This is a genomic window from Marininema halotolerans (genome assembly GCF_900116235.1).
Lineage (GTDB): Bacteria > Bacillota > Bacilli > Thermoactinomycetales > DSM-45169 > Marininema > Marininema halotolerans.
This window is the reverse complement of sequence record NZ_FPAA01000004.1, coordinates 304,361-322,281: the sequence shown is the minus strand read 5'-3', so window position 1 is coordinate 322,281 and position 17,921 is coordinate 304,361. Positions and strand designations below refer to the sequence as shown.

The following is a 17,921-nucleotide window of genomic DNA, read 5'->3' as shown; positions in this document are numbered from 1 at the left end:
ACATCAATGCATCGAAGAACATTTTGCAAGAAGGACTTCGATTACTTGCCGTTGGGACGACGGTTTAAGCTTGGATTTGATCCTGTCAGTCGATGAGAGCTTCCAAGAATCCCCCACCTCTTAGCGTTAGCGTAGGTGGGGGAGGTTCAATGTTCGTAGTGTTAGGAGAGTCCGTACTGGTAGAGTACTTCGTTGGAATGCCAGAGTGTGATAATATCCACAGGCCCACATCGACAAGCGATAAAGTTTACGAAGAACCCATGGCTTTATACTCTCATGCCGACACGACTCTATCACTCCTTTCATATACTATAAATAGCAAGGTTGAAAGGAGTTGATTGTATGGTAGAAGCACAACAAGTTTCATCCATTGTCGGTCATCGAGTGACGGTTGTATATACTACGCTAAGAGGCGCTCGTAGAGTACGCACAGGGACGGTTGCTCGCTTTGGGCCTAGGGTGATTGTTCTAGGACATAGGCGAATAGCTGCTGTAATCCCAACAGCAAGAATCATCGCAGTGGTTCAATTGTCACCGCTCCCTCAGGGAGTGGCTCCAGCCCCCGCAGTTGATTAACGATAGTCAATTCAAACCAAGAGTTAACTCTTGGTTTTTTACTTATAAAGGTGATGTGGATCATGCCGACACGACTCTATCAATCCCTCATATACTATAACCAGCGAGTGTAAAGGAGTTGATTGTATGGTAGAAATACAGCAAGATGACGTTATCGGTCATCGTCTGACGATTGTATATACTACGCTAAGAGGCGTTCGTAGAGTACGTACAGGGACAGTTACTCGCTTTGGGGATAGGGTGATTGTTCTTACAAACGGACACAGATTCCTGGAAGCTGTCATCCCAACTGCAAGAATCATCGCTGTGGTTCAATTGTCACCGCTACCCCAGGGAGTCGCTCCAGTCCCCGCAACTAATTAACTAAAGTAAAAAACCAAGGGGTAACTCTTGGTTTTTTACTTATAAAGGTGATGTCCAATCGTGCCGACACCACTCTATCAATTCCTCATATACTATAACTAGCAAGGTTGAAAGGAGTGATGGTATGGTAGAAGCACAACAACACACCATTGTCGGTCAGCGAGTGACGGTTGTATATACTACGCTAAGAGGCGCACGCAGAGTACGCACGGGGACGGTTGTCCGTTTTGGGGCTAGGGTGATTGTTCTTACAAGCGGACACAGACGCCTGCAAGCTGTCATCCCAACGGCAAGACTCATCGCCGTGGTTCAATTGTCACCACTACCCCAGGGAGTGGCTCCAGCCCCTGCGGCTGATTAACCTATAATCGATCCAAACCAAGGGGTAACTCTTGGTTTTTTACTTATAAAGGTGATATGGATTCGTGCCGACACCACTCTATCAATTCCTCATATACTATAACTAGCAAGTTGAAAGGAGTGATGGAATGGTAGAAGCACAACAAAGACCCCCGGCCGCTAGCATTATCGGTCATCGTGTAACCGTGATTTACACCACAGTTCTTGGCGCTCGTAGAGTACGTACGGGGACAGTTGTTCGCTTTGGCCCTAGGGTGATTGTTCTTACAAACGGACACAGATTCCTGCAAGCTGTCATCCCAACGGCAAGACTCATCGCCGTGGTTCAATTGTCACCACTACCCCAAGGAGTGGCTCCAGCCCCTGCGGCTGATTAACTAAAACCGATCCAAACCAAGGGGTAACTCTTGGTTTTTTACTTATAAAGGTGATATGGATCGTGCCGACACCGCTCTATCAATGCTACATATACTATAACTAGCAAGTTGAAAGGAGTTGATTGTATGGTAGAAGCACAACAAGAAACCATTGTCGGTCATCGAGTGACGGTTGTATTTACTACGCTAAGAGGCGTTCGTAGAGTACGCACGGGGGAGGTTCTCCGTTGGAATGCCAGAGTAATAGTTCTTCACAGACCCCCATCGACAAGTGATGGGGTCGCTACAAAGAACGTACTCGAAGTAATCGCCACTGCAAGAATCATTGCCGTGGTCCAATTGTCACCGCTACCCCAAGGAGTCGCTCCAGCCCCTGCGGCTGATTAACTGAAGTCGATCCAAACTAAGGGGTGACTCTTGGTTTTTTACTTTAAAGCTACTACGGATCGTGCCGACACCACTCTATTAATCCCTCATATACTATAACTAGTAAGATGAAAGGAGTGAATGTATGGTAGAAGCACAACAATTCCCACGGCCTACCATCATCGGTCATCAAGTGACGGTTGTATATACTACGCTAAGAGGCGCTCGTAGAGTACGCACGGGGACGGTTGCCCGTTTTGGGGCTAGGGTGATTGTTCTTACAAACGGACACCGACGCCTGGAAGCTGTCATCCCCACTGCAAGAATCATTGCCGTGGTTCAATTGTCACCCCTCCCCCAGGGAGAGGGTCCAGCTCCCGCAGCTGATAACTAAAGTCGATCCAAACTAAGGGTTAACCCTTGGTTTTTAACTTAAAGCTGCTACGGATCGTGCCGACACCAATCTATCAATTCTTCATATAATAAACTAGCAAGTGTAAAGGAGTTGATTGTATGGCAGAAGCACAACAATTCCCACCACGCGGTACCATCATTGGTCATCGTGTAACGGTTGTATATACTACGCTAAGAGGCGTTCGTAGAGTACGCACGGGAACGGTTCTCCGTTGGAATGCACGTGTGATTATCCTCCGCAGAGCGATTAGAGCAGCCCGCCCTCGATTTGCTGTGATCCCCACGGTAAACATTATTGCGGTTATTCATTCGGAACCAGAGGCACCTGGAGGATTTCCAGGAGCGCCAGCCCCTGCACCAGCAGTCGAAGCGGATTAACTTGTATAAAGCCATGGGTATAATACCCATGGCTTTATACTCTCATGCCGACACGACTCTATCACTCCTTCATATACTATACTAGCAAGGTTGAAAGGAGTGATTGTATGGTAGAAGCACAACAAGCAGGATCCATTGTCGGTGAGCGTGTGACGGTTGTATTTACTACGCTAAGAGGCGCTCGTAGAGTACGCACGGGAACGGTTCTTCGTTGGAATGCACGTGTGATTATCCTCCGCAGAGCAGCGAGAGCAGCCCGCCCTCGATTTGCGGTGATCCCCACGGCAAATATTATCGCCGTGATCAACTTGTCAATAGGAGCGACGCCCGCAACAGCACCTGCGCCCGCAGTCGATGCTGAGTAAATAATAGAGAAAAGTCCAAGGGATATGGATCCCTTGGACTTTTTGTTTATGGAGTACGATTGATATGATTTCAAACCCATAAAAAAATCCCTCATAACAGAGGGAGGATGAGTTACCACCATCTTTGATAGGGGCCAAAAGGACCGAAGGGTGCAAAGGGCCGAAAGGGGCCACCCCAAAAGGGAGTGTTCCAATAAGCACCCCATACATACCAGTTGGTATGGGCCTGGGATTCGCTAAGAATTTCTACATTGCCATCAAATCCATCAAAGGCTGGATCATAGGTTTTGATCGAAGGAGCAGATGGCGAGGAGATATTTTGTGGAGCTTGTGATTGTGGAAAGGGTTGATGAGGGAATGAGTTCTCGACAGGGTAAGGAACATGATAGGACATAAAAGAGCCTCCTTAAGGGGTTTACCATTGACGTTAGGTTATACATATGAAAAGAAAGATCCCCATGACGTATGTCCCGCCCAAATTGGGCGATAAAAAGCTGTAGTTGGCTAATTCTTCCTTCCTGTTCACGATATACTAATGGGAGTAGGTATTTTTCGGTAAATGGAGGATGGGCATGATGAATGAGAAGATCCGTCTTACCAAGGAAAAAGAAATGCTGTTGATGACCCTATATGGTAGGGCGCAGGAGAGTCGCAAACAAGAGCCAATTATAAAGGATCATGATGCGGAGGACATTATTGAGAAGATTGATTATGATTTTAGTAAATTGACTATCTATCGTGGAGACACTGTAACGATTGCGATTCGGGCAAAGTATCTCGACCAGTGGACCAAGGAATTTTTATCGGATCACCCTAAAGCGACGGTGATTCATCTAGCTTGTGGACTGGATAGTCGTATCAATCGGGTACAGGTATCAGATACGGTAGCGTGGTACGATATTGATTACCCAGAGGTGATCGAGCTACGACGACAGTTTTACGAAGAGCGAAGCCATTATCATATGATCGGTTCATCGGTGGTTGACCCCGAATGGCTTTCCCAAATTCCAACCGAAAACCCAGTGCTGATTATTGCGGAGGGGCTTACCATGTATCTTCACAAACAGGAGGTATATGACCTTTTTCAACGATTGTCCGATCGTTTCTCTACGGGGCAAGTAGCCTTTGATGCGCTCAATCCTTTCGCGACACGTTGGGCGAAGTTTCGTAAGATGACCCGGACGACGGGGGCTACGTTTCACTGGGCTTTAAAAAAACCAGAGATTATTGAAGAGTGGGTTCCACGTTTTCATCTGATGAAGCAGCTCAACCTATTTGAGGCGCCAGAGATTAGGCAACTGCCCCAGGATGCCCAACAAGTTTTTCTCCTTTTTCAAAAAGTCCCTTGGCTGAAAAAGATGACTCGACTCTTTCTTTATCGATTTGAGTAAAGCGGAAGGATCCCGAATAGGATCCCGGTCCTGATTCAGGTTCCGGGATTTTTGGCGCTAATTATGCGTTTTTCACTGGGGTGCCAATAGCACTTTTTTTGATGGTTTCTTATTTTCACTCCTGCATAGGATAAATTGAATGGATTCATGGCTCCCATGCAAGAGGGGGCATGATTCGAATAATGCAGGCAATTTCTGGGAGAACAGAATAAAGGGATGATCCGATGGATATTAAGGCAATCCTACAAGGACCTGGTCCGGGAACGGGGATTTTCCTGGCGGCAAGTATTCATGTAAATCTATCCCCAGATGGTCAATGTGCGACTTTTCGTCTAATCAATGAAACCCCTTTGTCTACAGATAACCCTGACCCCCTGATTGATCAACTGTTGTTTAACCTGGCTGATTTAGATTCGACCCAGAATCAACTTCGTTTGGTTGCAGCAACGTATACACCTGCAGGAGGGGATCCAGTTCCCGCTTCCTGGCTTTTTGAAGACAGCTCAGGACCTCCACCGGATGGATTTGACCACAATTCTGGGGGGTGCGGTCGTTTTCAGTATTTGGTGGCCTTTAATCGCCAGGCTGGTGGTAGAGGGGATCAACGATTAAGAAGAGGGGATCTACTTACATTCACCCTTTGCTTACAAGATCCCACTTCCACGTTGACTGATCATACCTTTACTGCAGCACCCTATGCGAGGATGGGTCAATCAAGAATTGCGCTTTCCTTTCAACGACTGGGACAGGATGGAGAATTAAGCGATTGCCTCTTTACCCTTGGGGTCGTCCCAGTCACCCCGGTAGAACCTCCACCGACACCACCGCCCCCACCAAATGATTTTGTTAATGATGATATGATTATGCCTTTGCCCTCGGTGGTTCCACCAGGAAATCCGGCACTGCAACCCATGGTGATATTAGTTCCATTCACAGGAACAGGGAATAATACGGTGTATATCGCAGAGCCAGCTCCTGGACATCAATTTACGAGTAATACCTCTAAGTACTATCGTGGATCGTGTTTTTTAATTGCGATGGTAGAGGAGTAACAACTAGGGGATGAGAACTCCTTTTATTTGATTGCTTTGCCCATCACATGATCCTCTCCTCTTGCATATGATAACAACAAGAAAGAGGAAAGGATTGAATTGCGTGACCAACGCTGATCAAAATCTGTCAGCGAACATTTATGGCCATCGCGTGGCAGTGATTCACACCACAGCCTCTGGGGCAAAGCGCGTTCGGGTAGGAACAATCGTTTTGATCTCACCAAGAGTTGTCATTCTCCGCAGACCCAATGGCAGACTGCTTGTAATTCCTGGTTCAAGGGTAACGGCGATTATCCGCCTATAACTCGATCCATTAGGGTCAGTTGAATATAGCATGTGTTTGAAGGAGATGGGTGAAGTGACACAATCGCTTCACCCATCTCCTTTTTGTTGCAAGAAGGAGTTCTGTCTCCTGTGTAGTACGGTGCGAGAAAGTTTTGATGATGAATGGGAAAGCCTAAAATAAACAGTCATTACTCAGTTAATATAAACATGTTTGCAATACAAACAAACTAACCACTCTCGAGGAAAACCATGGAATTACTACACATTTTAACGAGAACCGTCATCTCCTTTATGGTTTTATTAATCATGGCACGTTGGCTAGGGAAGAAACAGATGAGTCACCTAACCTTTTTTAATTACATTACGGGGATCACCATTGGTTCCGTCGCGGCCAATATCACCTTAGATCCGTCCATTCCTTTTTACTCAGGGTTAACCAGCCTCGTTGTCTGGACCGCTTTATCCGTTCTAATGGGATATATCGGTCTAAAATCATGGAGGGCCCGAATCATTCTGGATGGTGAACCGACTATCGTGATTCAACATGGTCAAATATTAGAAGATGCGATGGCCAAAATCCGCCTCAATATGGACGATCTCAGTATGTTATTAAGAGAAAAGGATGTTCATTCCATTCAAGATGTTGATCATGCCATTTTTGAACCCCATGGCAAGTTATCCGTGATTAAGAAAATTGACATGCAAAATATCACAAAAAAAGATATGCATATCCTAACTGTACAGCCTAATTATGTCCCCACAGAACTCATCGTGGATGGGGAAGTGGTGCAAAAAAATTTGCAAGAACTATGTTTGTCCCAAGCGTGGTTAGATCGTCAGCTACAACAACACTCACTTTCCTTGGAAGAGGTTTTCTTTGCGGAGATTCAAAGTGATGGTTCCTTATTTATTGATAAACGCGGGGATAAAAATTCTACCTGTGTTACTCCAAAGGTGGGTCACCCGTGATCTTTATAGGGGTGGACGCCTTTAATTCCTGCTTGTAACCGGCATTTCTTTGCGTTATCGTAAAAATGTGAAAATAATCCCATTTTTGACAGCGTGAAAGGAGACCGGGAGAAAATGAAACGACTGTTCACCCATACCCGTATCCTAACGATGACTGCAGAGGAAGAGCCTTTAGAAGCCCATGCGATGTTGGTTGAAGACCAACGCATTGCATGGATCGGTCCGATGGAAGAAGCCCCCATAGCAGACGAAATTGTCGATTTACAAGGAAGGCTGATGTTGCCTGGCTGGGTTAATACTCATGGGCATGCAGCAATGACCCTGCTACGAAGTTTTGCAGATGATCTTCCTTTGCAAACCTGGTTAGAACAATATATGTGGCCAATTGAAGCACGTTTTGGTGCAGAGCAAGTTCATTGGGGAACTCAACTTGCCGTAGCAGAAATGATCCGGTGTGGAACCACTTGTTTTACAGATATGTATGATCATATGGATGAAGTGGCAAAGGTGGTCGAAACCAGTGGATTACGAGCCAGCCTCTGTCGAGGCGTCATTGGCCTTGGTTCACAGGAAGAGCGTGACTGGAAACGAAAAGAAGCGGTTCAGTTTGCAAAGGATTGGCATGGACAAGCGGATGGCCGGATCACAACGATGATGTCTCCCCATGCACCCTATACCTGCCCCCCTGATTATATTGAAGAAATTGTTACTGAAGCAACCCGTTTAAATCTCCCCATTCATATTCATTTATCGGAGACAAAGGGGGAGGTACAAAGGCATGTCGATACATATGGCATTCGACCCGTAAAGCACCTTGAAGTCCTTGGGGTATTTAAGCGTCCCACCCTCGTGGCTCATGCCGTCCATGTAACGGAGGAAGAATTAGAAATCTTGCTACAATATGATGTGAAGATTTCTCATAATCCAGGAAGTAATTTGAAACTAGGCAGTGGGATTGCACCCATTCCCCTCATGTTGGCAAAGGGCTTACGTCCATCCCTAGGGACTGATGGAGCGGCTAGCAATAATAATCTCGATATTATGGAGGAAGTTCGATTAGCATCATTGATCCACAAGGGGAATACCCAAGATCCCGAGGCAGTACCTGCTTTTACAGCTTTAAAAATGGGAACCTGTTATGGTGCCGAGGCCCTTTTTCTTGATCAAGAAATTGGTACCCTCGAAGTGGGGAAAAAAGCGGATTTTATCACACTGGATATGAATCGGCCACATCTGCGTCCGATGCATGATCTTGTGTCCCTCTTGGTATATTCTGCCTCGCGTGCGGACATTCAAGATGTGTACGTAGATGGGCGTGCCTTGATGAGGAATCAAGAGTTATTAACGATTGACGAAGAACGGATACTTTTTGAAACGGATCGCACATTTCAAGCCGTCGCTCCATAAGAAAAACCCCACTTCCTAAAGCAGGGAAAATAAACGTGAGAGGTATAGGCAGGAGAAAATAAGTTACAATAAGACTACATCAAACTTCCATATCCAGCTCCAAATGAAACCGTAATGGGATTTCCATGGATTCCGAAGACCACCACTGCCTTCTTTCCGAGGGAGATGCCCAAGATTCAGCATGTAGACGTTGGAGGATCTGCTCCAGTTCTTCACCTGAAAAATGACTTTCTAAATGGGGAATCAACCAGTTGGAGGAAGTGGAAGTGTTCATGTGACTCACCTCCTTGCGTACGTTTATTATCACCTGCGCCCCATCCGATAACCGAACCACATTTTCACTGTATAACCCCTCTACCCTTGGTAAGAGGGGTCTTCCTGTGATCCGGGTGATAATGGAATATCTCCCTAAGTACACTGGATAGAAAAGGTCTGCTCACTTATCAGATTATTTCGTATTTAACAAGGAATTATCCAGGACTAGCGCGAAAATAAGGGGAGAAAATTTGCATTGGTTCTTCTTCCTATTTTATCCTTAACACGATGGATATATCTTTTGTGATATACTGTTTTTATACAAAGATTGACATATCAGCGATGTAGAAAGGAGGCGTGGCAGTATGCAGAACCGTTGGCCCGTTATTGCCGCGACTCTGGTTGTCAGCCTCTTGCTCTTATTTGGGGGATTTTATGCTTATCAAAAGATCCAAATTGAAACCCCGATGCAGGAGACACTTACAGAGGCTTCCCATATCAAGACCTATGAGGTTGAAACATCTCCGAATCACATTACGGTTCACTTGACGCCAGATCATGGATTTTCTCTCAGCAAAGACTATATTCCGCTACAAAAGAAGCTAAACAAATTGGCTCATGGAAGAGACATGTCCATTTTAATAAAACATGATGCTGAGGGAGAATTACTTGATGCATGGAATCGAATAAATTTTGGCATACAAGAGGGCATTGCGCTCAAGCAATATACAAAGATACCGCAGACGGTTTCTGAAGAAGCAAAGGCACATCATTTTGATGCCACGGTATTTATGGATAAAAATTTTGTCTATCTCGAACTAAAAAAGGACGATTTACACCTTTATCGCGTCCTACCCTTGAATAAACAGGAAAGTGGGGTGAAAGATAATGGGTAAAGCCATCGCAATTGGTGCCACGCCTGCGTTGTTATTATTTCTTTTATATCTAGGAGTTAGTCCTTTGCCATTATTTGCAGTCGTAGGCATCGGGATCATGGGGTGGTGGTTATTTCGGGCTCGTCCAGGTAGTCCTGCCTTTGGCCAGAAGAAGCGCACACTCAAGAAGGATTCTGTACCGAACTTGTCCTTTGAAAATATTGGAGGTCAGCAACGTTCCAAGGCGGAATTAAAAGAGGCACTGGATTTTCTCATCCATCGCAATAAGCTTCGTGATTATGGCATTCGACCCATCAAAGGAATTCTTCTTTCTGGACCTCCTGGTACAGGAAAAACCCTCATGGCCAAAGCAGCGGCTCACTATACCGATTCTGTATTTGTTACGACATCGGGGAGTGAGTTTGTCGAGATGTATGTTGGAGTGGGTGCCCAACGAATTCGTGAGCTTTTTCAGGAAGCACGTACCGGTGCGAAGAAAAGCAACAAAAATAGCGCAATCATCTTTATTGATGAGATTGATGTGATTGGGGGCCAGCGTGAGGGTTCTCAACATCGTGAATATGATCAGACGTTGAATCAACTTTTGACTGAGATGGATGGAATTACAACGGATCAAGAGGTTCAAATATTAGTTGTAGCGGCTACCAACCGAAAAGATATGTTGGATTCTGCACTTTTGCGACCTGGACGTTTTGATCGGCACATTTCTGTGGATCTTCCTGATAAAAAGGCTCGCCACATGATCCTGGGATTGCATACGGAGAATAAGCCCCTTGCTGAGGATGTTGAAATCGAACAGATTGCTACGGAGACCTTTGGTTTCTCAGGAGCGCAGTTGGAGAGCCTAACGAATGAGGCGGCGATTTATGCGATGCGGGAGGGGAATGGTGTTATTCAGCAAATGCACCTCTCCCAAGCCATTGACAAAGTGATGATGGGGGAAAAAACCGATCGTGAGGCGACACAGGAAGAACGCGAACGAGTTGCCATACACGAACTGGGGCACGCGATTGTATCCGAATGGGTCCGGCCCGAATCAGTCTCCCAAGTTTCCTTAGCCCCTCGAGGCCAAGCGTTAGGGTATGTTCGTCATCATCCCGGTCAGGATCAGTATCTATATACCAAAAAGCAGATTGAAGGACAGATTATGATCTGCCTAGCCGGAGCGGCAGCCGAGGAAAAAGTTTATGGGAACCGCTCCACCGGTGCACAAAATGATTATGTACAGGCGAATCGCTATACACGGACATTAATTGAAGCCGGTTTGTCAGACCTGGGTATTATCGATATGAAATTAATCGGAAAAGACATGTTGCATCATGAGTCCACAAAGATTCTTAAAACCCTTTATCAAGAAACCGTTCAATTACTCAACCAATATGCAACGGTATTTGAAAAGGCACTCGATGTCCTGCTTAAAGAAGAGCTACTGTCTGGTGAACAATTCCGGATGTTGTTAAAAAGATACGCAAAGGACGCTGTCACCATCAGTAGTTGATAGAAAGTGGAAGGAGATCCCCCAGTGCGAGATATTCAACGGGTGGCTGTCTATGGTGGTGGAACGATGGGACAAGGAATTGCTGAAATGCTAGCGAAGAAGGGGATCGACGTCATCCTGATTGAACAAACGGAAGCACTTGTACAATTGACCCAGCATCAGATGGACCTTCGTTTAAATAAGCAACTCGCAAAATGGGGAATCACACAGGCTGAAAAAAAGCTCATTCTGGGACGAATCACATTTACTGCGACACTTAATGAGCTGGCAAAAGTAGATCTAGTCATCGAGACGGTCACAGAAGATTTGGAGGCCAAGAAAGAGGTCTTCAAACGCTGTGACCGTCTCTGTCCACCCTATACGATTCTTACGAGTAATACTTCGACGCTCAGTGTGACTGAACTTGCGGCAGTGACCAAACGCGCAGACCGAGTGATCGGTCTGCATTTTATTCACTCGAGTGCCCAGGTGGATCTGGTGGAGATTGTACGTGGATTACAGACCAGTTCAGAAACGATTCAACATGCCCAAGATTTCCTAAAGACCATTGATTTAACCTTCGTGGAGGTTGATGAATGAATCCCCAGGATTTGTTACGACCCGTTTAATTGTTATTTTAATTAATGAGGCCCTTTACACGCTAATGGAAGGAGTGGCTTCTAAGGATGATATTGATTTTGCCATGAAGCGTGGCTATCAATTTCCCTATGGGCCTTTGGAGATGGCTGATCGATTTGGGTTGGATTCGGTTTTAGCGTCTCTCGAACGTCTCTTTCGGGAATACGGAGATGCCAAGTTTCGTCCTGCACCCCTTCTTAAGAAGATGGTTCGGGCTGGACATCTTGGGGTAAAAACCAGGGAAGGTTTTTTTCATTATGATGAGGATGGCGATCGTTTGAACAGGGAGGAAGAAAGACGTTGAAGATCCTAGTGATCAATTGCGGGAGTTCCTCAATTAAGTATCAACTTTATACGATGAATGCTGAAAAAGTGCTTGCTCATGGACTTGTCGAACGGATCGGATCGGAACAATCCATCTTAAAACATCAAGGGGTAGATATTGAACCCTTAATTGTTACAGCGGAGATTCTTGATCATCAACAAGGAATGAACCGTGTTCTTTCTTTGCTGACAGACCCCCAACAGGGGGTATTACAATCCATTGATGAGGTCAAGGCGGTGGGGCATCGGGTTGTCCATGGGGGGGAGGATTTTTCCCAATCGGTGGTCATTGATGAACACGTCATTGCCTCGATTCGTAAGAATGTGGAATTAGCCCCCCTTCATAATCCACCGAACCTCCTAGGAATTGATGCCGCCCGTCACCATCTTCCCCATGCGCTTCATGTTGCTGTATTTGATACGGCGTTTCACCAGACGATGCCACTCTATGCATATATGTACGCGTTACCCCAAATCCTTTACAAAAAATACAAAGTCAGACGATATGGCTTTCATGGAACTTCACATCAATATGTTTGTGATCAAGCGGCGAAACTTCTTGGAAGACCCCTTGAAGAGTTAAAACTAATCTCCTGTCATATTGGCAATGGTGCAAGTTGTGCCGCCGTAGAATATGGAAAATCCATCGATACCAGCATGGGGTTGACGCCACTTGAAGGGCTGATGATGGGCACACGGTGTGGGGATATTGATCCCGCGATTGTGCCCTTTGTGATGGCGAAGGAGGAGCTAACACTCGGGGAAGTTACTTCCATGATGAATAAACATAGTGGCCTTATCGGCGTCTCTGGTATCTCCAGTGATATGCGGGAGATTACAGAGGAAGCTTTTGCAGGCGATAAATCCGCCCGTCTGGCCTTAGAGATGTATACATATCGCCTCCGTAAGCAGATTGGTGCCTATGTCGCAACGATGGATGGAGTAGATGGGATTATTTTCACAGCGGGAGTGGGGGAGAATGCTTCGGTTGTTCGCGAATGGACACTGAAAAAGCTCTCTTATCTCGGGATTCAATTGGATGAAGAAAAAAACGCAATGCTTTCTTCCCATTCGCAAGTGATCAGTCGAGGAGATTCAAAGGTGAAGATCCTTGTCATACCGACAGATGAAGAATTGATGATCGCAAGAGAAACCTATCGCTTCATCGATTGATCCCGTTAGGAATCCCCATCGTCTGCAGGTCTTATGTTACAATGACCGTAATCCATGAAGATAGTTGTTTATGAGAGGGGTAACACAAGTCCATGAAATTGTCTCATCGGGTACAAAGCTTAATGCCATCGAAAACGATTGAAATTACGTCCACTGCGAATGAGCTAAAAAAACAGGGACATGATGTGATTGTCCTTGGGGCAGGGGAACCTGACTTTAATACACCCGATTCCATCTTGGAAGCGGCTATTGCATCCATGCACGCAGGTCATACGAAGTATACACCTGCAGGTGGGATCACAGAATTAAAGGAAGCGATTATTAAAAAGTTTGAGCGGGATAATGGCCTTTCTTATCAACCCAATGAGATTATAGTTACCGTTGGGGCAAAGCATGCGTTATATAACCTTTTCCAAGTGATTTTGGATGAAGGGGATGAAGTGATCATTCCAGCCCCCTATTGGGTCAGCTACATTGAACAAGTGAAGCTTGCTGGAGGCGTTCCCGTCGTCATTGATGGGAAAGAAGAGAACGGCTTTAAAGTGACACCCGAACAGCTAAAAGAAGCCGTAACGGATAAAACCACGGCTTTCCTCCTAAATAGTCCATCCAATCCCACCGGTGCGATGTATGATCGGATGGAACTCGAAGCACTGGGCGCGATCTGTCTCGAGCATGATCTCGTGATTGTTTCGGATGAAATTTATGAGCACCTCATCTATGGGGATGACAAACATAGTAGTATCGCCTCCTTAAGCCCTGAGCTAAAGGCGAATACCATCATTATTAATGGGGTATCCAAAACCTACGCCATGACAGGTTGGCGCATTGGTTATGCTGCAGGAGATGCTCGCATTATTAAAGGAATGACGAGCCTTTCAAGTCACAGCACTTCTAACCCCACATCCGTTGCCCAATATGCAGCATTAGAGGCCTTAGAAGGCTCCCAAGAGCCTGTCAAAAAAATGCTTTTTGCTTTCAAAGAACGGCGCGACTATCTGGTGAATCGTTTGCAAGCGATGACTGGAATCTCCTGTGATACCCCGAAAGGTGCCTTTTATGTATTTGCAAATGTAACCGAAGCGGCTAAACAAGGTGGCTTTGAATCAGCAGATGCTTGGGTGAAAGGCTTATTGGAGGAAGAGAAGGTAGCGATGGTCCCTGGGTCAGCTTTTGGCTCCCCTGACCACGTTCGCCTCTCCTATGCCACCTCATTGGATCAACTTCAGGAAGCATGTGATCGAATCCAACGATTCATTCACCGATAAAATACAAAAAAGGCCAGGCCTTCGTAATGAAGGTCTGGCCTTTTTTGTGTGAGTCAAACGAGAAAACTAACATTCAAAATACCATGGGGGTGTAGAATTGAAAATCAAGCGAATTGTTGCAAATATTGAAACGTAGGACACTTCCAAAGCAAAACACTTTTACGAGAAAATACGGGGTTCGGGGTTTTTATGGTAGAGATCCTTTTGGGAAACTAGTCAATATTTTAATTCATATATAAATTAATGGGTCAATCCAGAAATCAGTGCTTGACTAACGAGTAACCCCAAAAAAGACTTCAGGGGACGATATCTGTTATCGTCATCTGAGGTCTTTTTTGGACAGTATTGTAGCTTTAGCAATTTCTTCTGCTGAAACCTTCATAAGATTGGTCACTACATGTTAAAAATGTATTTTATGGTTAATCAACACTCATGTTATCGTAATATTGTACATGTAGAGGTGAATATACTGTGAAATAATGTTATTGAACGGAGGAGATGGACATATGAAAATGAAGAAGTTTGTCAATCCATTGCCTGTTCCCCCTCTGATTAAACCCTTTAATAAAACAAAATCACTTACATCCTATAAGGTGACCATGCGTGAGGGGCGGCATAAGTTCGATAAGTCCCTTCCCCCTGCCATCATTTGGGGATACAATGGCATATATCCAGGACCTACTTTCGAAGTGAGGAAAAATGAACGTGTGGAAGTCCATTGGATTAACCAACTTCCAAGGGATCAATTTCTCCCTGTTGATACGACTATACTTCCTCCCGAACAGCAGAAAGTACCAACGGGGATTTCCATTGTCCATCTCCATGGTGGTAAGACGAGGCCTGAATTTGATGGATACCCTACCGCTTGGTATTCCAGAGACCTTGAATTTGTAGGTCCCGAATTTGTTACTGATGTTTTCCAATACGACAATAATCAAAGACCCACAGGGCTTATGTATCATGACCATACATTTGCAATTACTAGACTGAATGTTTATGCGGGATTGTTTGGAACGTACTTCATCAGGGGGAAAGAAGAGGATAAACTCAACCTACCAAAAGGAAAATTCGAATTGCCTATTAATATCCATGATCTATCCTTAAATCCAGATGGAACCCTCTTCTATCCAGATCAACCTGATCCAAATCCGTCCGGAATTGTACCATCCGTTGTTCCTGAATTCTTTGGTGAATTCATGTCTGTGAATGGAAAACTATATCCCTTCCTTGATGTGGAGCCTCGCAAGTATCGTTTCAGAATAGTAAATATATGTAACTCTAGGTTTCTCAGCATGAGGTTAACCTCAGGTCAACCATTTATCCAAATTGGTACTGATGGCGGGTTACTTAAGAAACCTGTGAAAGTGGAACAACTTATCCTAGGACCCGCGGAACGAGCTGATGTCATCCTTGATTTTTCTCAGTTCAAAGGAAAGAGCATCACACTTACCAATAATGCTAATTCTCCATTTCCAGATGGAGATCCAGTCAATAATAATACAAGCGTTATCATGCAATTCCGAGTAACTCTGCCTCTTTCCAGAAAAGATAAAAGCGAAATCCCTAACCAATTAAGTAAATTTAAGTTCTTCAAAGAATCGGAAGCAGTAAGAATTCGAGACATCACATTAGATGAAACCTTAGACCAGTTTGGAAGGTTACTACTTTTGTTGAATAATACTCCATTTGACAAGAAGCCTATCACAGAAACACCGGAACTTAATACAATTGAAATATGGCGCTTCATCAACCTTACTGAGGATACACATCCGATGCATATTCATCTAGTTCAATTCCAGATCCTATATAGACAAAAATTTGATGTGGAACTCTTCGAGGGAACAGGCGAGCTAGAATTTACTTCTGGGCGAATTCCACCTGATCCTAATGAAAGAGGATTCAAAGATACGGTAAGAGCAAACCCTGATGAAGTAACGGCCGTCATCGCACGATTTGGACCTTTTAGTGGATTGTATGTATATCATTGTCATATCTTAGAGCATGAAGACTATGAAATGATGCGTCCTTTTGAAGTGGTGGATGAAGATGAGGAATAGCTCTATGTATTGTACAAAAGCCTTATTTCACAAAGCGAGCCATATTCTATCATATGGCTCATTTGCTCAACAAGTATTGATATCCCGTTTTAGAAGAAAAATTCTTCCAGGGGTAGAACCAGCAACCATGTCACCAAACGTAATTTTCCCAAATGATGGAAATATCAATTAAGAAGCTATCTGATCGTAACCCGCAGATAGCTTCTTAATTGATATTTAACCCATACTTCAGGGTTTAAAAGGATAGAGAAATCAGGTTGTCTGAATATATCCGATGTAAGTAATGAATAATTCGATTTATTGACATTAATATATTGATACTCAAATAACTTGAGATTGCATAGGGAGCAATTCAAGTCATTTTACGTTTTATTGTAATCAATCTGACGGACGAGAGCATCTACCCTGTCACTACCCCATTTATAAGTGATTCTTCGATGATCATGGATCCTGTGTTTTTGCACCAGAACCGTAATCGCTACGTACACAAGAACGATGGCTGAAAACAACATTGTGCCCCGTTCATCGATGATCGAATAAAAGGAGAGGTGAAAGATGTCATCTCGCGCGAAGATGTGTCCGTTAAGGCCCATACTAAATCCAAATACCTTTCAAACAATCGTAGCGTTAGGGGCAGAAGGTTTTCGTATCTCTGTGAAAGTTACGGGTAATCCCAATGGAATACCCATTGTATTTATCCATGGCTTTAGTGAATCTTGGCTGATTTGGAACTTCCAATTAAGTAGTCCGCTGTTATTAAGAAAGTATAAACTCATTGCCATTGATATGCGTGGACAAGGAGAATCTCAACCGAAGTCGTTAAACCCGAGTCATTATATAAAAGGCGTATTATATGCTAAAGATATTGATGCGGTTTTTAATCAATTTGTCATTCATAAGGCAATTGTTGTAGCCCATTCATTAGGGGGGACGTGGTTAGCTGATTATCTAGACAAATTTGGGACCTCACGTATTAGAGGAATTATCTTTGTATCATCCAAGATTGAGAGTAATACACCCGTCGCAGATTCCCTTGTCTCACAGGCTTTTAAGAACACGCTTCCTCTTTTAACAAATCCATGCTTAGAAATCACTTCAGTGGGGCTTAATCGGTTTTTATCGTTACTTTTCAACGGTATGTTGCCCTTGAAAAATGAGCAAGAGATCCTTTCTTATGTGGCGCTCGTGCCTTCGCAAATTCGAAGCCATTTAGCGCAACACGAACCGCTAAGAGCTAAGGATATATTGCCTTATGTAAAAGTGCCCGTGCTCGTACTGGGTAGCCGTGGGGATCGTGTGGAAAATTTTCAAGCATCTGTGAAAGTAAGTCAGCTAGCATCAAACTCCAAACTCATTCTATTTCAAAATATAGGGCACACGATTATGGCAGAGATACCAACAATATTCAATATCATTCTAAATAATTTCGTCATGATCGTTAGTTAGATGATAATCAATTTTAGAAAATGGCACACTATAAAAGAGGGCCAGAATTGCGCCCCCCTTTTGTCTGATCACCTAAGGAGCGT

21 protein-coding genes and 1 pseudogene are annotated in these 17,921 nt (G+C 44.5%); 20 read left to right on the top strand and 2 right to left on the bottom strand.

Going from position 1 to position 17,921, the window contains the following annotated elements; translation table 11 throughout:
- Nucleotides 1–342: 342 nt before the first annotated feature.
- From CHX35_RS07390 to CHX35_RS07355, 8 genes are all read left to right on the top strand, one after another.
- Nucleotides 343–576 (top strand): hypothetical protein, encoded by a 234-nt coding sequence (locus CHX35_RS07390; protein ID WP_091836144.1) that lies wholly within the window; start codon nt 343–345, stop codon nt 574–576.
- 126 nt (nt 577–702) lie between these two features.
- Complete coding sequence (locus CHX35_RS07385; RefSeq protein WP_091836142.1) at nt 703–939, top strand: hypothetical protein; 237 nt, start codon at nt 703–705, stop codon at nt 937–939.
- 124 nt (nt 940–1,063) lie between these two features.
- A complete protein-coding gene (locus tag CHX35_RS07380; protein WP_091836141.1) occupies nt 1,064–1,300 on the top strand; it encodes a hypothetical protein in 237 nt (78 codons plus the stop codon).
- A 127-nt stretch (nt 1,301–1,427) separates the two neighbouring features.
- Nucleotides 1,428–1,676, top strand: a complete 249-nt coding sequence (locus tag CHX35_RS07375) for a hypothetical protein (RefSeq protein ID WP_091836139.1) — start codon at nt 1,428–1,430, stop codon at nt 1,674–1,676.
- Nucleotides 1,677–1,802: 126 nt separating this feature from the next.
- Nucleotides 1,803–2,063 carry a hypothetical protein gene (locus tag CHX35_RS07370; protein ID WP_091836137.1) on the top strand — a complete coding sequence of 87 codons (261 nt, stop codon included), beginning with the start codon at nt 1,803–1,805 and terminating at the stop codon, nt 2,061–2,063.
- Nucleotides 2,064–2,187: 124 nt separating this feature from the next.
- Nucleotides 2,188–2,436 carry a hypothetical protein gene (locus CHX35_RS07365; RefSeq protein ID WP_091836136.1) on the top strand — a complete coding sequence of 83 codons (249 nt, stop codon included), beginning with the start codon at nt 2,188–2,190 and terminating at the stop codon, nt 2,434–2,436.
- A gap of 119 nt (nt 2,437–2,555) precedes the next feature.
- On the top strand, nt 2,556–2,834 hold the full coding sequence (locus tag CHX35_RS07360; protein ID WP_091836134.1) for a hypothetical protein: 279 nt from the start codon (nt 2,556–2,558) through the stop codon (nt 2,832–2,834).
- A 107-nt stretch (nt 2,835–2,941) separates the two neighbouring features.
- The gene (locus tag CHX35_RS07355) at nt 2,942–3,199 is read left to right on the top strand and encodes a hypothetical protein (protein WP_091836132.1); all 258 of its coding nucleotides are present in this window, start codon (nt 2,942–2,944) and stop codon (nt 3,197–3,199) included.
- A gap of 112 nt (nt 3,200–3,311) precedes the next feature.
- On the opposite strand, the gene CHX35_RS07350 is transcribed toward CHX35_RS07355, so the two are convergent.
- A complete protein-coding gene (locus CHX35_RS07350; protein ID WP_091836130.1) occupies nt 3,312–3,593 on the bottom strand; it encodes a hypothetical protein in 282 nt (93 codons plus the stop codon).
- Nucleotides 3,594–3,774: 181 nt separating this feature from the next.
- Between CHX35_RS07350 and CHX35_RS07345 the strand changes: the two genes are divergently transcribed.
- From CHX35_RS07345 to CHX35_RS07330, 5 genes are all read left to right on the top strand, one after another.
- Complete coding sequence (locus CHX35_RS07345) at nt 3,775–4,590, top strand: class I SAM-dependent methyltransferase (protein ID WP_176391950.1); 816 nt, start codon at nt 3,775–3,777, stop codon at nt 4,588–4,590.
- Between the two features lie 224 nt (nt 4,591–4,814).
- Nucleotides 4,815–5,642 (top strand): hypothetical protein, encoded by an 828-nt coding sequence (locus CHX35_RS07340; protein ID WP_091836127.1) that lies wholly within the window; start codon nt 4,815–4,817, stop codon nt 5,640–5,642.
- A gap of 94 nt (nt 5,643–5,736) precedes the next feature.
- Nucleotides 5,737–5,946 carry a hypothetical protein gene (locus CHX35_RS17235; protein WP_140413569.1) on the top strand — a complete coding sequence of 70 codons (210 nt, stop codon included), beginning with the start codon at nt 5,737–5,739 and terminating at the stop codon, nt 5,944–5,946.
- Between the two features lie 230 nt (nt 5,947–6,176).
- Entirely contained in the window at nt 6,177–6,896 is a 720-nt protein-coding gene (locus CHX35_RS07335; RefSeq protein ID WP_091836125.1) for a DUF421 domain-containing protein, read from the top strand.
- Between the two features lie 114 nt (nt 6,897–7,010).
- Complete coding sequence (locus tag CHX35_RS07330; protein WP_091836123.1) at nt 7,011–8,303, top strand: amidohydrolase family protein; 1,293 nt, start codon at nt 7,011–7,013, stop codon at nt 8,301–8,303.
- Between the two features lie 79 nt (nt 8,304–8,382).
- On the opposite strand, the gene CHX35_RS07325 is transcribed toward CHX35_RS07330, so the two are convergent.
- The gene (locus tag CHX35_RS07325) at nt 8,383–8,577 is read right to left on the bottom strand and encodes a hypothetical protein (RefSeq protein ID WP_091836121.1); all 195 of its coding nucleotides are present in this window, start codon (nt 8,575–8,577) and stop codon (nt 8,383–8,385) included.
- Nucleotides 8,578–8,923: 346 nt separating this feature from the next.
- Between CHX35_RS07325 and CHX35_RS07320 the strand changes: the two genes are divergently transcribed.
- From CHX35_RS07320 to CHX35_RS07290, 7 genes and pseudogenes are all read left to right on the top strand, one after another.
- Nucleotides 8,924–9,454, top strand: coding sequence for a hypothetical protein (locus CHX35_RS07320; RefSeq protein WP_091836119.1), 531 nt, complete (start codon nt 8,924–8,926; stop codon nt 9,452–9,454).
- Nucleotides 9,447–10,952 carry an AAA family ATPase gene (locus CHX35_RS07315; protein WP_091836117.1) on the top strand — a complete coding sequence of 502 codons (1,506 nt, stop codon included), beginning with the start codon at nt 9,447–9,449 and terminating at the stop codon, nt 10,950–10,952. The genes CHX35_RS07320 and CHX35_RS07315 overlap by 8 nt, the downstream gene beginning before the upstream one ends.
- 66 nt (nt 10,953–11,018) lie before the next feature.
- A pseudogene (locus CHX35_RS07310) lies at nt 11,019–11,874 on the top strand (3-hydroxyacyl-CoA dehydrogenase family protein).
- The gene (locus CHX35_RS07305) at nt 11,871–13,067 is read left to right on the top strand and encodes an acetate/propionate family kinase (RefSeq protein WP_091836115.1); all 1,197 of its coding nucleotides are present in this window, start codon (nt 11,871–11,873) and stop codon (nt 13,065–13,067) included. The pseudogene CHX35_RS07310 and the gene CHX35_RS07305 overlap by 4 nt, the downstream one beginning before the upstream one ends.
- A gap of 92 nt (nt 13,068–13,159) precedes the next feature.
- Complete coding sequence (locus tag CHX35_RS07300) at nt 13,160–14,335, top strand: pyridoxal phosphate-dependent aminotransferase (protein ID WP_091836113.1); 1,176 nt, start codon at nt 13,160–13,162, stop codon at nt 14,333–14,335.
- A 506-nt stretch (nt 14,336–14,841) separates the two neighbouring features.
- Complete coding sequence (locus tag CHX35_RS07295) at nt 14,842–16,392, top strand: multicopper oxidase family protein (protein WP_091836112.1); 1,551 nt, start codon at nt 14,842–14,844, stop codon at nt 16,390–16,392.
- 555 nt (nt 16,393–16,947) lie between these two features.
- Nucleotides 16,948–17,838 (top strand): alpha/beta fold hydrolase, encoded by an 891-nt coding sequence (locus tag CHX35_RS07290; RefSeq protein ID WP_091836111.1) that lies wholly within the window; start codon nt 16,948–16,950, stop codon nt 17,836–17,838.
- The last annotated feature ends 83 nt before the right edge of the window (nt 17,839–17,921 follow it).